This is a genomic window from Nocardia mikamii NBRC 108933 (assembly GCF_001613505.1).
Taxonomy (GTDB): domain Bacteria; phylum Actinomycetota; class Actinomycetes; order Mycobacteriales; family Mycobacteriaceae; genus Nocardia; species Nocardia mikamii.
The window spans coordinates 310,229-325,900 of record NZ_BDCM01000007.1 but is presented as its reverse complement, the minus strand read 5'-3'; the positions used below and the strand labels follow the sequence as shown (position 1 = coordinate 325,900).

Annotated in this window: 7 protein-coding genes (1 of these 7 running past the window's edge); 5 read left to right on the top strand and 2 right to left on the bottom strand. The window is 69.1% G+C overall.

The genetic code is table 11. The features are described from left to right. Positions 1-415: 415 nt before the first annotated feature. Both NMI01S_RS10290 and NMI01S_RS10285 read left to right on the top strand, forming a co-directional pair. A complete protein-coding gene (locus NMI01S_RS10290; protein ID WP_157126119.1) occupies positions 416-1,525 on the top strand; it encodes a hypothetical protein in 1,110 nt (369 codons plus the stop codon). A gap of 138 nt (positions 1,526-1,663) precedes the next feature. Further along, positions 1,664-2,413: a DNA alkylation repair protein gene (locus tag NMI01S_RS10285; RefSeq protein ID WP_062995952.1), complete on the top strand. Its 750-nt coding sequence runs from the start codon at positions 1,664-1,666 to the stop codon at positions 2,411-2,413. Between the two features lie 49 nt (positions 2,414-2,462). Here the strand turns inward: NMI01S_RS10285 and NMI01S_RS10280 are convergent, their stop codons facing one another. Both NMI01S_RS10280 and mftR2 read right to left on the bottom strand, forming a co-directional pair. After that, positions 2,463-3,524, bottom strand: coding sequence for a ferredoxin--NADP reductase (locus NMI01S_RS10280; protein WP_062995950.1), 1,062 nt, complete (start codon positions 3,522-3,524; stop codon positions 2,463-2,465). A gap of 53 nt (positions 3,525-3,577) precedes the next feature. Next, complete coding sequence (gene mftR2, locus NMI01S_RS10275) at positions 3,578-4,201, bottom strand: mycofactocin system transcriptional regulator MftR2 (RefSeq protein WP_051043258.1); 624 nt, start codon at positions 4,199-4,201, stop codon at positions 3,578-3,580. 373 nt (positions 4,202-4,574) lie between these two features. On the opposite strand from mftR2, the gene mftF reads away from it, so the two are divergent. The 3 genes from mftF to NMI01S_RS10260 form a co-directional block, all read left to right on the top strand. Beyond that, positions 4,575-5,972, top strand: a complete 1,398-nt coding sequence (gene mftF / locus NMI01S_RS10270) for a mycofactocin biosynthesis glycosyltransferase MftF (RefSeq protein WP_062995948.1) — start codon at positions 4,575-4,577, stop codon at positions 5,970-5,972. 147 nt (positions 5,973-6,119) lie between these two features. Then, positions 6,120-7,493: a GAF domain-containing protein gene (locus NMI01S_RS10265; RefSeq protein WP_062995947.1), complete on the top strand. Its 1,374-nt coding sequence runs from the start codon at positions 6,120-6,122 to the stop codon at positions 7,491-7,493. Between the two features lie 448 nt (positions 7,494-7,941). After that, positions 7,942-15,672: the 5' portion of a non-ribosomal peptide synthetase gene (locus NMI01S_RS10260; protein WP_062995945.1), read on the top strand. The gene runs 9,927 nt beyond the window's last position; 7,731 of the gene's 17,658 nt are visible here — the first part of the coding sequence; its start codon is at positions 7,942-7,944; its stop codon lies off the right edge, out of view.

The window sequence follows — 15,672 nt, the reverse complement described above, 5'->3', positions numbered from 1 at the left end:
CGCCCGTGTCTCCCGTCGGCCGCGCCGTGCCGAGTCCGGTGGCGCCGAGCGAATCCTGTTCCGGGACATCTTCTTTCGATACCGCCGCGCCGCTGTGGCGGATAACCGGAGATGGTGCTGTGACCTGCGCCCCAGCCACTCGTGGGAGGTCTGGTGGTCCGTGACCGGGCGCGGTTCTACCGTGATTTTCCGCAGACGTACAGCGCGGTCGTCGACGCATTTCCGCAACCACCCCTACCGGGCCGGCCGCCACGGCGCCGGCGCATCGGTAACAGACAGACCCGGAGTTATGGCTACCCGAACGCCTTGGAGCGATGTTCATCCCGGAACCGGCGACACCGAATCGTCGTACGGCCCACTACCGACGCCGCCGAGCGGTCGCCGTCCGGTGTGGGGATACCTGTGCGGTGCCGGGTTGAGTGCCACGACTCTCGTTCTGTTGTTCCAGCCCTGGTTGTCTGCGTCCGGGCCGGGTGGCGCGATCCGTTCGGATGCCTTCGGCAGGCTGGCCGGCACCGAATCCCAGCAGGACTGGGGAGGCGCCGGTCTGCACAACACCGATATCAGCGGCACGTGGGCGGTGCTGACCTGTGTCGCGATCCTCGCGACGATCTTCGCCGCGGCGGCGTATCTGCGGACTCGCGCCGCGATCTTCTCCACCGCCGCCGCGGTCGCGGGGAGCGGCGTGGCGCTGTTCGTTCTCGCGGACGTGCTGTACCTCGACAACAAGGAATCCGAGCTGCGGGCGGCGGTCGCGGACGACAGCAGTTTCTCCGGCATCCTCCGTGGTCTCTTCGGGGGTGCCCACGCCGCGCATCAGCTGGCGGGCGCCCACCTCGATATCGCCGCGATGCTCGCCGGAATCACCGCATTCGGCGCGGCGGCATGCCTGCTCACCAACCATCTGCGCGACAACCCGGTCGCGCGGACCGTCGCCCGGCCGATGACGACATTCGCCGCCGCCGCACCCTCGTCGATGCCGGCCGCACCGGCGCATGCCCCGACCGCGCGATCCGCGGCGCGGTACGCGCAGCCCTCGGCGGCGACCGCGCAGCCGTTGGCTCCGGTCGCGCAGCCGTTGGCTCCGGTCGCGCAGCCGTTGGCTCCGGTCGCGCAGCCGTTGGTCCCGGTCGCGCAGCCGTTGGCGGCGACCGCGCAATCTTCGGCCCCAATCGCGCAACCCCTCGCGGCGGCCGCACAGTCGTCGGCTCCGGTCGCGCGGCCGTCGGCGCCGGTCGCGCGGCCGTCGGTCCCGGTCGCGCAGCCGTTGGTTCCGGTCGCGCAGCCGCCGGCGTCGACGCCACTGTCCGCGGCCCCGGCCGCGCAGCCACATGTGCCGACCGCACCGCATCCGGCGCCCGTTGTCGCGTTGGCGGATATCACCGCCGAGCACGAGCCCGCCCCGCGCGCATCCGGCGCCCCGCGGTTCCCGGCGCGGAAGCAACCCAGCTGGCGCATCGTCATCCCCGCGGGCGAGGTGTCCGCCCACGCTCCGGCACGAGTGGAGCGCACCTTCGCCAAGTAGTCCCACGGCAGGTGTCCGGCCCCGGCCGCGTTGTCGCCGGTAGTCGGAGGAATGGTGAGTGATACTGCCGTATATGACCGTTGCGCGTTTTCCGCAGGACCAGTATTCGGCGTCGGGCGGTTTCGGTGGAGTGTGGGCATGACGCCCGCGCCGACCGCAGCCGACGTGGCACGTGCGGTGGACGAACTGGGTGATCCCGCGCGCGCCGTCGAGTTACGGCGGTTCTTCAAAACCGGGCCCGGGGACTACGGCGAGGGCGACGTCTTCATCGGCGTCTCCGTGCCGCAGACCCGCAAGGTCGCGAAAGCATTTTCCGCCCTGCCGATTTCGGAGATAGCTGAACTTTTGCGGAGTCCGGTACACGAGCATCGGCTCGCGGCGCTGGTGATCGCGAACAATGCCATGGCGAAGGCGGGGAAACCACGCACGTACGACGGTGCCGCACAACAGGAAATCGTTGACATATATCTGGCGGCGGTGCGCGGCGGGCGCGTGAACAATTGGGATCTGGTCGACGTCTCGGCCGAGAACATCCTGGGGCCGTGGCTACTGGGACGGCCCCGGGATCTGCTCGACGAGTTGGCACAGTCGGATTCGCTGTGGGAACGCCGGGTCGCGCTGCTGACGACCTTCGCGTTCATCAAGGCGGGCGACGCCTCGACCACATTCGCCCTGTGTGAACGGCTGCTCGACGACAGGCGCGACCTGATTCAGAAGGCGGTCGGCTGGATGCTGCGCGAAGTCGGCAAACGGGTGGACCGCGCGCTGCTCACCGATTTCCTGGACCGTCGTGCCCACGATATGGGCCGCACGGCGCTGAGTTACGCCACCGAACATCTGGATCCCGAGGCGCGCGTGGCCTATCGGGCGCAACGGCAGTCGCCGTAGGTCCGCCCGCCGTGCCCGGTCTCCAGGCCGGCCACGGCGGCGACGGTCCTCAGAACTGGATCTTCAGATGATCGGTGACCGGATGCGCCTGGCAGCCGAGGATGTATCCGGCTTCGATGTCCTCCGGATCGAGAATCTCCGAATTGTCCATCTCCACTTTGCCTTCCAGCACGGTGCAGGCACAGGATCCGCATTCGCCCTCTTGGCAGGAGTACGGCACGTCCAAACCCTTGGCGAGCATGATGTCGACCAGGGTCTGGCGGCGCGGCCACTGCATGGAATGGGTTTCGCCGTCGAGTTCGACCTCCACGGTGGCCGCGTCGGCGGCGTCCTCCTCGCTGACCTCGACCGGGGCGCCGGCGGCGAACGGATCGCCGGACAGTGAATTGAAGACCTCGGCGTGGGTGCGGTTGCGCGGCACCTCCAGCTGGGCCAGTGCATCGTGCACCCGGTCCATGAACGCCTTCGGCCCGCACATGAACGCGCGGAAACCGGTGTACGGCGCGCACAGCGTGGCCAGTCCGTCGGCGGTGGGCAGGCCCTGCAGCGTCTCCAGCCAGTGCACCACCACGAGCCGCTGCGGATTCTTGTCGGTGAGCTCGCGCAGTTCGTCGGCGAAGATGACCGATTCCGGATCGCGGTTGGCGTAGACCAGCACGATCCGGCCGTTGCCGCGGGCGAGTGCCGATTTCAGGATCGACATCACCGGGGTGACGCCGCTGCCGGCGGCGAACAGCAGCAGATCCTCGTCCAGATCCTTCGGCGTGAAGACGCCGGAGGGCGGCAGGACCTCGATCTCGTCACCGGCTTTGACGTTGTCGCACACCCAGTTCGACGCGTATCCGTCGATCGTGCGCTTCACGGTGACCTTCGGCTGCACATCGGTGTGCGGCGAGCTGGCGAGCGAATAGCAGCGCGCCACCGAACCTGTGCGCTCGCTCGGGATGCGCAGCGTCAGGAACTGGCCGGGCTGATAGGCGAAGCGCTCGCGCAGATCTTCGGGCATGTCGAAGACCAGCGAGCAGGCATCGGCCGTCTCGTTGACGACAGCGGCGACCCGCAGCACGGCCGATCGTGAGCTGTGCGGTACGTCGGGATCGACGGTGGTCATGGTGTCCTCTCGGGGCCGGGCGCTGGAGCAGGCAAACTAGAACGTGTTCTAATTTATGATACGTGGCCGTCCCGCTGCCGGACAAGCTGGGCTTCGAGCCCGGCGATCAGCACATCCATGCCGAAGTCGTAGGAGTATTTGCCGCGCAGGTCGCCCATGTGCTTGACGGCCCGCTCGACGGCTTCGGGAAGCGGCATGTCGACCAGCGCGGATCGGTCCCGTGGATTGACCCGGGCGCGGCCGAACAGATACGTGTGAATGGTGGCATAGGCGGCGAGCACATTGCGATCCTCGAATCCCGCATCGGACAGGATTTCCATCACAGCGGCGATCAGATCGAGCTGTTTGCCCAGCGTCTGTTCGATGAGGACATCGCCCAGGCCTGGATGTTTGCGCAGCTTCTCGTCGATCTGATCGATGAGTTCGCGCAGGCGCTGCTGCCAGGTGCCGAATTCCGGCGGCGGGGTCCGCACTCCGGTGAGGGCCGCGCTGGCCACCAGATCCAGCAGTTCGCGCTTGTCGGCGACGTAGTAGTAGGGCGCCATCGGCGAGACGCCGAGTTCGCGGGAGAGCCGGCGCATCGACAGCTTCTCCACGCCGTCGGCGCGCACCACACGCAATGCGGCCTCGACTATCTCGGCTTCCGAGAGTGTGTTGCCGCCCCCGCTCGTCTGCATCCGTCCGACTCCCATGCCACCTCTAGACCTGCGCAGCCCGCCCGACGGCCACCCGTCACCTGCTGTTCAACGTGCTTGCCTTCCGCAGTCTAGAGTGCGCGTTCGTGGTCGCGGCCCGGTACGTGGTGGAGATCGGCACGCACTCTCACGCCGCGCGTCATGCGGTAGTAGCGGGAGATGAACTACCGCGTCCCGCGCGGTATCTCGTTGATCATGAAGTGAATGTTGCCGTGAGATAGCTAGATAGCGTCGACGGTCATTGACAACCGCGCAACGCCGGAGCCGGTGCGTTGCCGCCGGTTTCGTATCGAATTCGATCCGTTTTTTTCGACACGGGATGCCCGGCGGGCGGTTAGCGCATAGCATTCTTGGAATGCGCCATGATCGACTGCCCAATGGGTTCGGGGTGCGAATCGATCCTCGGGTGCGCACCTATTCCGGTGGACGGCTCTTGGTCGGCGGCTCGCCGACGAGGTTGCTGAAACTTGCTCCGGAAGCGGCCGCCCTGATCGGTGACGGGTATCTCGAAGTGACGGATCCCCAGTCCGCGGTGGTTGCCAGACGGCTGCTCGACTCCGGGGTGGCCAACCCGCGTCCGCGCCTGCTGCCCTCGCCCGAAGAGGTCACGGTCGTGGTGCCGCATTGCAACGACGCCGCCGGGCTGCAGCGGTTGCTGTCGACTCTGCGGGGACACAGTGTGGTCGTCGTGGACGACGGGTCCGATCGACCGGTCCGTATTCCGCGCACCGGGGGGCGTTGCCGCGTCACCGTGCTGCGCCACGATTCGCGGCAGGGCGTGGTCGCCGCACGCAATGCCGGACTGCAGGCGGCGACAACCGAATTCGTCGCATTTCTGGATTCCGATGTGGTCCCGCGCGCGGGCTGGCTGGAGGTCATGCTCGGACATTTCAGCGATCCCGAGGTCGCCTTGGTCGCTCCGCGCATCGTGGCGCGCGAGCCGGATGCCAGTGTGCTGGGCCGCTACGAGAGCGCGCGGTCGTCCCTGGATTTCGGGCGCCGGGAAACCGCGGTCAGCTCACGCGGCTCGGTGTCGTACGCGCCGGGCGCGGCGCTGCTGGTGCGGCGCCACGCTCTGCTGGCCGAGGGAGGATTCGACGAGCAGATGCGCTCGGCCGCCGATGTCGATCTGTGCTGGCGGCTCGAGCGCGCCGGCTGGCGGTTGCGGTACGAGCCGGCCGCGCACGTCGCCTGCGATCAACCGGCCTCGTTCGGTAAGTGGTTCGGCCGCAAGGTCTCTCACGGTGCCGGGGCGGCGCCGCTGGCCCGCCGCCACGCCGGGATGGTCGCTCCGCTGTCGGTGCCGTTCTGGACCATCGCCGCGACCGCGCTGCTGGCCACCGCGTCGCGCGCCGGAATCCTGGGCGGGCTCGCCACCCTGCTCGCCGCGCTGATCCGGCTGCGGCGGGTGTTCGCCGAACTCGACAATCCGACGCGGGTGGCGGCCATCCATCTGGCCCGGGGTTTCTCCGCCGGGGTGTGGCGGATCGTCTCGGCGCTGTGCCGGCACTACTGGCCGGTGACGGTGCTGGCGATGATCGCCTCCCGGCGCATCCGCCGGCTGGCGGTCGCGCTGGCGGTGGCCGACGGCCTGGCCGACTGGTTCACCCACCGCGATTCCGGCGGCCTGGATCCGGTGCGATATCTGATGTGCAAGCGGCTCGACGACGTCGCCTACGGGACCGGCCTCTGGTCGGGTGCGTTGCGTGCGCGCAATGTGGCCGCGCTGCGGCCGGCCGTTCCCCGGCATTGATGGCCGGGGTCACATGTGGCCCCGATATGCCGTCTACCTCACATTTCGCCGGGATCCGGCGCCGATGTGACCTGTCGGACAAACCGTATGCTTCGCCCATGCCCTTTCTGACCCGCCGGTACAGTGTGGGACGGGAAAGAAAGGCAAATGGTCAGCAATCTCACAGGCGATAACCGTCCCGAGGGCAGGGTCGAGCCCGGGACACAGCTCGGTGCGCTGGAAGCCTATGCCGCTCAGGCCCACGGTTACCTCAGTGTCGGGGGTGATCAGCTCAATCAGCTGCCCGGATTGCTGCGTCCACTGGTTCTGGAGTCCTGGCTGCGCAGTGTGCGCGGCGGGGTCGATCCCATGGACGTACTCGACGGCCGCGGTCTGCGCGGTGCCGATCTGCAGCGCTACCGCGACAACCATCCGATTGCCGCGGTGATGCCACTGGTCGACAAGTTGCTCCTGCAGGACGCTACCGGCATCGGGCTGATCGTGGTCGTCGCCGACCAGTTCGGCCGGGTGCTCTCGGTGCACGGCAATCCCGACCGGGTCGAGGCCGCCGCCGAGGTCGGCCTGCGCGAGGGCGACGATCTGTCCGAACGCCGCATCGGGACGAATGCGGTCGGGCTGGTGGTTCGCACCGGTCGCGCCACCTGGATCCACGGCCCGGAACATTTCCTGCACCGGATGCATCAGCTCACGGGAGCGGCCGCGCCCGTGCACGATCCGGACGGCCGGTTGGTCGGCGTGCTGATGATCGCCGGCGGCGTGCGCGTTGCCCGCCCGGAGATTCTGGCGCTGGTGAAGGCGGCCGCGACCGCGGCGGAGATGGACCTGGTGCTCGCGGCCGTGCGCACCGAACAGCGAGGCGCGGATCGTCGTGCGCCCGTGGATCATTCGTCGCCGCCGCGGACCGCCGCCCGGCTGGCGCTGGAGGTGCTGGGTCTGGGCCAGCCGCAGCTGTCGGTCGACGGGGAGCGTATCGCGTTGTCGCAGCGGCATGCCGAGATCCTGCTGTTGCTGGCCGAACACGGTGAGGGTCTGTCCGCCGACCATCTGGCGCTGCTGCTCGACGACACCGACCTCGACAACGCCACCATCCGGGCCGCCATGTCGCGGCTGCGCTCGGTGGTCGGCCCGGACGTCTTCGGCTCGCGGCCGTATCGGCTGCGGGTGCCGGTGTCCACGGATGTGGAGGCGCTGCGCGCGGCGCTGGATTCGGGGGATGTGCACAGTGCGGTCCGCCATTACACCGGACCGGTGCTGCCCCGTTCGACCGCTCCCGGAGTTATAGACATACGCGATGAATTGCGGGTGCGGCTGCGGACCGCGGTGTTACGTTCCGGTGACGCTGCCGTGCTGGGCCGGTGGACCTCGGGCGCCGAGGGGCGCGACGATGCCGCCGCGTGGGTGGCCTATCGAGCCACAGCGGATCGCGATTCCGCCCTGTATGCCCAGATCGAGGCCAAAATTCGGGTGCTCGACCGCCGGATGGGTGCCGATGCAACGCAGATGCAACGTTTCGGCTCGTAGGCTCCGCGTCTGAAAGTGTCCTGACTCACACAAACAGGTCACAGTGTGGTTTCGGGCACATCTCTGCCTGGATATCGACCGAATTGGACGCTAGTCCGAGTTTTTTTGAAGGATCTCGTTCCTTTTTATTAGTCTTCGGCCTAGTGTTCGCTGCATCGGTGGCGTGAGTCGCCACCGGCCGATGCCGGAGATGAGGCCGCGGGAGCTCGGGGCCGCGATGTTGGAGGAAGTCGAGTTCGAGGATGAGTTGGTGACCGCACCGGTTCACCGAAATTACTGAGACACAAACCATTTCGCTCTTTCACACCTTCGCGATCGCGTGAGGTGTATTCGCCGAACCAACCGTGGCAAAGCCAGGGTCCGCGTCGTCGCGTGGTGCCCGGGGCTTATTTCGTGCTGCCCGAAAAGCGTTCGGTCGCTGGGTATTTCGTCAATCGAGGAGGCTCTGGTGCAGGGTTCGGAGTTGAGCGGATTCGGTCCGGGGGAAAGTCGCGGGACCGAGACCACGTCGGATCCGTCGCCGTTCCCGTTGACACCGGCGCAGCTCGGAGTCTGGTACGCCCAGCTGCTCGACCTGGGGACTCCGATCAATATCGCCCAGTACGTCGACGTGCACGGCGACCTCGATGTCGAAGTCCTGCAAAAGGTCTCGGTCGACGCGGCGCGGGAGTTCGGGTCCACGGTGGTGCGGCTCGGCGAAACCGACGGCGAGCCGTATCAGTGCGTGGACCCGCGCCTTCCCGTCGACATCGTGCCGGTCGATCTGCGCGATGCTCCCGATCCGGTCGCCGCCGCCCACCACTGGATGCGCGCGGACTACACGCGGCCGGTGGATCTGCTGACGGACCGGCTGTTCGCGGGGGCCGTGCTGCGCGTCGGCGAGCGGCGATGGTTCTGGTATCTGCGCGCCCACCACATCGTTCTCGACGGATTCGGTGCCCTGACCAACACCATGCGCGTCGCCGAGCGCTACACCGCCGAACTGCGCGGCATCGAACCCGAACCGGCCAAGGCGGGCAGTCTCGAATCGCTGGTGGAGGGCGAACGCGGCTACCGCGACAGCACCCGATTCGGCTCGGACCGGCAGTACTGGGGTGAGCGGGTCCGCGACCTGGACGGCGCGACCACACTCAACGGCCGCACCGCACCCCGTGCGGCCGGGAATCTGGTGCACGGCCGCCGCCTGCCGGACAAGGTCGTCACCCGGATGAACGACCTTGCGACAGCGCATGATTCGAGCGCGGCGGTGGTGTTGCTCGCGGCCTTCGCGGCCTATCTGGCCCGGCTGACCGGACGCGACGAGGCGGTGCTGAGCCTGCCGGTCACCGCCCGCACGACCGCCGTGATGCGGCGCTCGGCCGGCATGCTCTCCAATATCGTCCCGCTGCGGCTGCAGGTCGGTGACGCCACCTGGGCGCAGCTGCTGCAGCAGACCCGGATCGAGGTCGCGGGGGCCCTGCGGCACCAGCGCTACCGGCACGAGGACATCCGCCGCGACGCCGGAATGGAAGGTCTGGCCACACGGCGCGCGCTGTTCGGGCCGCTGGCCAACATCATGCTGTTCCGCAGCGATCTGACCCTGGGTGATACCGTCGGCCGCTATCACGTGCTCTCGACCGGGCCGGTCGAGGATATGAGCCTCAACGTCTACTACGGCGACAGCGACCGGGTGCACGTGGACTTCGAGGCCAACCCGAATCTGTACGGCACCGACGACATCGCCCGCCATCACGCGCGCTTCGTCCGGTTCCTCGAGCGGCTGGTCGACCTCGATCCCGAGCGGCCGCTGTCGTCGGTGGCGGTCACCACCGATCTGGAGCGCGAGGTCAGCCTCCGGATCTGGAATGCCACCGAGGTGGATATCGCCGAGCTGGCGGGGGCGGACGCGACCCTGGTGTCGATGTTCGAGCGTCAGGTCGCGCGGACCCCGGAGGCCGTCGCGCTGCGCGGCTCGCGGACCCTCGGCTACGCCGGATTCGCGGCCGAGGTCAACCGGCTCGCGCGCCATCTGATCGCGCGCGGCGCCGGCCCCGAAACCACGGTGGCACTGCATATTCGGCGTTCGCCGGAGCTCGTGGTCGCGATGTACGCGGTGCTGGCGGCCGGGGCGGCGTATGTGCCGCTGGACCCCGATCATCCCGCCGAACGCATCGGGTACGTGCTCGAGACCGCGAAGCCGGTCTGCGTGCTGACCACCGTCGCCGATCACGGTGACGGCGACAGCCGATGGATCGATATCGATGAACTGGACCTGTCGGCGCTGTCCGATCGGCCGGTCACCGATACCGAGCGGATCTCGCCGATGCGGCCGCAGCATCCCGCGTACGTCATCTTCACCTCGGGCTCCACCGGACGGCCGAAGGGCGTCGCGGTCACGCACGCCGCGATCGTCAACCGGTTGGTCTGGATGCAGAGCGCCTACCGGCTCACCGCCGCCGACGTCGTGTTGCAGAAGACCCCCGCCACATTCGACGTGTCGGTGTGGGAGTTCTTCTGGCCGTTGCAGGCCGGCGCGAGCCTGGTGCTGGCCACGTCCGACGGGCATCGAGACCCGGCCTATCTGCGTGCGGTGATCGCCGAATTCGGTGTCACCATCGCGCATTTCGTACCCTCGATGCTCGCCGCATTCCTCGGCGGCGTGGTCGACAGCTCCGCGTTGAATTCGCTGCGGGCGGTCTTCGCATCGGGTGAGGCGTTGCCCGGGCCGCTGGCGCAGCGACTGCTCGCCGTCGCGCCGCGCGCGCGGCTGCACAATCTGTACGGTCCCACCGAGGCGGCGGTCGATGTCACCGCCCATCAGGTGGGTCCGCTCGATACCACCGGTGTGCCGATCGGCGCACCGGTCTTCAACACCCGGCTGTACGTGCTCGACGCACGGTTACGGCCGGTGCCCGTCGGCGTTCCGGGTGAGCTGTATCTGTCGGGGGTTCAGCTCGCCCGGGGCTACGTCGGGAGGCCGGAGCTGACCGCAGAACGGTTCGTCGCCGATCCGTTCGCGGACAGTGAATCGGAGGCCGGCCCCGGGGCGCGGATGTATCGCACCGGGGACCTGGTCCGCTGGACCGCCGACGGCGAGCTCGACTATCTGGGCCGCACCGATTTCCAGGTCAAGCTGCGGGGACTGCGGATCGAACTCGGCGAGATCGAAGCGGTGCTCGGCGCGGTGCCCGGGGTCGCGCGCGCGGTGGTCGTGGTGCGCGACGACGCCGGGACCGGTGCGCAGCTGGTCGCCTATCTGGTCGAAACCACCGCCGGCGCGGTCGACGTGGCGCGGGTGCGCAGCACGGCCGCGCGGGAGTTGCCCGGATATATGGCGCCGGCGGCCTACGTGATGCTCACATCGCTGCCGGTCAACCCCTCCGGCAAACTCGATCGGGCCGCGCTGCCCGCGCCCGAGCGGACCGCCGGACAGTACCGCCGGCCGCAGTCGGTCTCGGAGCGGGCCGTCGCCGAGGTGTTCGGTGAGGTGCTCGGGCGGGAGCGCGTCGGACTCGACGACGACTTCTTCGCCCTGGGCGGCAATTCGCTGGTCGCGACGCAGGTGGCGGCGCGACTGAACGCCGATCTCGGCTGCGCGCTCGGTGTGCGCGAACTGTTCGAGGCCACCACGGTCGAGGCGCTGGCCGAGCTGATCGACCGCGCCTTCGAAACCGAGGACATGCACGAGAGCGCGGGTCCGGTCGCGGGGCCGCGTCCGCGGGTGCTGCCGCTTTCTCCCGCACAGCTGCGCATCTGGTTCCTCAACCGGCTCGAGCGCGGCAGCGCCGGCTACAACATGCCGTTCGTGGTCCGGATGACCGGCGCGGTCGATACCGATGCCCTGCGCTCGGCCCTCGCCGATGTGGTGGCCCGGCACGAGGTGCTGCGCACGGTCTTTCCCGCGGACGACGCCCTCGTGGCGCGGCAACATATTCTTCCCGCCGAGCAGGTCGGCCCGGAAACCTTCGCGGTGGAAACCGTTGCCGCGGAGCGGCTCGACGCCGAGCTGGCCCGGCTGGCCGCGCGCGGCTTCGATCTGACGACCGAAATCCCTTTGCGCGCGGTAATTTTCGAGTCGGCCGCCGACGATGTCGCGCTGGCGGTCGTGCTCCACCACATCGCCGCGGACGGACTGTCGCTGCCGGTGCTGGCGCGGGATGTGACCGCGGCCTACACCCTGCGACGGTCGGGAGCCGACACCGTCGAGGCGCCGCCGGCGGTGCAGTACGCCGATTACGCGCTGTGGCAACGGGATCGGCTGGGTGATTCCGAAGATCCCGATTCCCTGGCCGCCCGGCAGCTCGGATACTGGTCGCACACGCTGGCGGGGCTTCCCGATCAGCTGGACCTGCCCGCCGATCGGCCGCGGCCCGCGGTGGCCGGCGGCACGGGCGCCGGCTACCGCTTCGATCTTCCCGCGCACCTGCATGCGGCCATCGCCGAACTCGCCCGCGCCCAGGGGGTTTCGACCTTCATGGTGCTGCACGCAGCGCTGGCCGCGCTGCTCGCGCGCATCTGCGGTGGTGAGGACATCGTGATCGGCACCCCGGTCGCCGGTCGCGGCCATCGCGAACTCGACGATCTGATCGGCATGTTCGTCAACACGCTGGTGCTGCGCACCCGAGTGGCGGCCGACGAACCGTTCACCGCTCTGCTGCAACGGGTCCGGGCCGTGGACCTGGGCGCCTTCGCCCACGCCGATCTGCCCTTCGAACAGTTGGTGGAGGCGCTCAATCCGGTCCGATCGCAGGCCCGGCACCCGTTGTTCCAGGTGATGCTGGGTGTGGCCGACACTCAGGACATCGCCGTCGAGTTACCCGGATTGTCCGTGCGGACGAGTACCCTGGACACGGCGGTGACCAAGTTCGATCTTCAACTGACGGTCACCGAAAGCTTCGCCGGTGCCGGTCCCGGGGAAGGTCCGGCACCGGCGGGGATCACGGCGGAGTTCACCTACGCCACAGATCTTTTCGAGCCGGACACCATCGCGGCCTATGCGCGGTGGTGGCGGCAACTGCTCGTCCATGTGGTCGCCGAGCCCACCCGCGCGGTGGGGCAGCTGCCGCTGCTCGATGCGGCCGAGTTGCGGCGCGCGATCGAATCCGGCCGTCGCGGCGCCGAGGGAACCGCCCCCGACGTGCTCACCGCATTCGGGCGGCAGGTGCTCCTGCGGCCCGACGCGGTCGCCGTGGTCGACGGCGAGCGGCACTTCACCTATGCCGAGCTGTCGGCCCGGGTCAACCGCCTGGCGCGGCATCTCGTCGGCGCGGGCGTCGGCCCGGAATCGCTGGTCGTCCTGGGTATGCGCCGGTCCGCCGAGCTGGTGATCGGCGCCTACGCCGTCCTGGCCGCCGGCGGTGCCTACGTGCCGGTCGACCCGGATCAGCCGACCGCCCGATTGCGGCAGATGGCCGAGACCGCCGCGCCGGTGTGCATGCTGACCGCCGGGGACGCGCCCGATCTCGACGTCCCGCAGATCGCGATCGATGCGCTCGAACTGGACGGCCTGTCCGACCGCCCGCTCACCGACGCCGACCGGCTCGCCCCGGCGCGCTCGGCCGCCACCGCGTACGTCATCTTCACCTCCGGATCCACCGGAACGCCGAAAGGTGTTGCTGTCCAGCGTGGTTCGCTGGACAACCAGATCGCGTGGATCACCGGCGAGTACGGGATCGACGAGCGGGACGTGGTGCTGTTCAAGACCCCGGCCACCTTCGACGTCTCGGTATGGGAGTTGTTCGCGCCGCTGAGCAGCGGAGCGCGGCTCGTGGTGGCCACCCCCGACGGGCACCGCGACACCGCCTATCTGGCCGCGACCATCGCCCGGCACGCCGTCACCATGACCTCGTTCGTACCGTCGATGCTGGCGACCTTCGCGAACACCGTGGCGCCGGCCGATATCCGCACGCTGCGTTGTGTTCTCGTCGCGGGGGAGGCGCTCAACGGTGCGGCGGTGCGCGCGTTCGCCGCGGTGAGCGATGCCGCGGTACACAATCTCTACGGGCCCACGGAATTCACCGTGCACGCCACCCACGCGCCGATCGCGCCCGACCACACCGGTCCGGTGCCGATCGGTAAACCAGTGCGCGACAGCCGTATTCTCGTGCTCGATCGGCAGATGCGGCCGGTTCCCGATCTGGTGATCGGCGAGTTGTACCTGTCCGGTGCGCAGATCGCCCGCGGTTACCAGGGGCGGACCGGCGCGACCGCGCAGCGATTCGTGGCCGATCCGTTCGGACCCGCCGGCGCGCGAATGTATCGCACCGGTGACCTGGTACGCCGCCTCCGCACCGGGGAGCTGGAATATCTGGGGCGCAGCGACTTCCAGGTGAAGGTGCGGGGCCAGCGCATCGAACTGGGTGAGATCGAGGCGGCCCTGCTGGCCACGCCGGGCATCGACGCCGCCGCGGTGCGGGTGTACCGGCATCGGGCCGGTGATCTGCTGGTGGCGTATGTCGTGTGCGACGGCGATCCGCAGACCCTCGCCGAGAACCGGCTGCGGGATCGGCTGCCCTCGTACATGGTGCCGAGCGTGTACGTCACGCTGGCGGCCATGCCGCTCACGGCCTCCGGCAAACTCGATCGCGCGGCCCTGCCCGATCCGGTGCTGGCCGCACAACGGTTCCGGGCGCCGGAGAGCGCCGAGGAGAAGGCGGTCGCGGCGGTCCTCGCCGGTGTACTGGGTGTCGAACAGGTCGGACTCGACGACGACTTCTTCGCCCTCGGCGGCAATTCGCTGGTGGCGACTCAGGTTTCGGCACGGCTGGCCGAGGCGCTGGACCGCGAGGTGCCGGTGCGCCTGCTGTTCGAGCACCCCGGCGTCGCGAATCTCGCGCGGCGACTGCGGGATTCGGCTCCGCGCCGTCACCGCGCGCTGACCGCCGGGCCGCGGCCGCAATCGCTGCCGCTGTCCTACGCGCAGCAGCGGATGTGGTTCCGCAACCAGTTCGACACCGAATCCGCGGTCGACAATCTGACCACCGCCATCCGGCTGCACGGGCTGTTGGACATCACCGCCCTCGCCGCGGCGGTGCGCGATGTGCTGGCCCGGCACGAGGCCCTGCGAACCCGCTATCCCGCCGTCGACGGGGTGCCCTTCCAGGAAGTGCTGGATCCGGCGGACGTGGTGGTCGATCTGACGCCGCAGCCGGTGCACGAGGACGAATTGCCGCAGCGTCTGCGGGCCGAGGCGGCCGTCGCCTTCGTGGTGCGCGACCAGGCGCCGATCCGGACGGCGCTGCTGCACTGCGCCGCCGACGTGCATGTACTCGTCGTCTCGATTCACCACATCGCGGCGGACGGCTGGTCGATCGCGCCGCTGACGCGGGATCTGATGCGGGCCTACGCCGCGCGTACGGCCGGTCGCGCACCACAGTGGCTGCCGCTGCCGGTGCAGTACGCCGACTACGCGCTCTGGCAGCGGGCCGTGCTGGGGTCCGAAGACGATCCGAATTCGCCCATCGCCGAGCAGATCCGATTCTGGACAGGCGAACTGGCGGGCCTGCCCGACGTGCTGGCCCTGCCGGGCGATCGGCCGCGACCGGCGGCGGCGACGGGCCGCGGCGCCCGGTACCGCTTCGCGCTGCCCGCCGAGACCGTCTCCCCGCTGCGTACCCGCGCCGAGCGGACCGGCGCCACCTTCTTCATGGCGCTGCACGCCGCCTTCGCGGTGGTGCTGGCGAAACTGTCCGGGCAGCGCGATATCGCGATCGGTACGCCGATCGCCGGCCGGGGTGAGGCCGCGCTCGACGATCTGGTCGGCATGTTCGTCAATACGCTGGTGCTGCGCGCCGACGTCGCGCCCGAGTCCTCGTTCACCGCACTGCTCGACACCGTGCGCGACGGCGACCTGCGCGCCTTCGCCCACCGCGACGTCCCGTTCGAGCGTCTGGTCGAGGTGCTGAACCCGGTGCGCTCGGCGGCCCGGCATCCGCTGTTCCAGGTGATGCTGGATCTGCGCCAGGCCGCCGCCGGTGCACCGCGGCTGCCCGGACTGCGCGCGACGACGCTCGAACTCGATTCCGGCACAGCCAAATTCGACCTGCACCTGACGGCCGAGGAACAGGCCGACGGCAGCCTGACGGCGGTCTTCGAATATGCGACGGACCTGTTCGACGAGTCCACGATCGCGGGATTCGCGCGCCGGTTCCGCCTGATACTCGAGGCGCTGGTCGCGCAGCCGGAACGGCCGGTCGGCGAT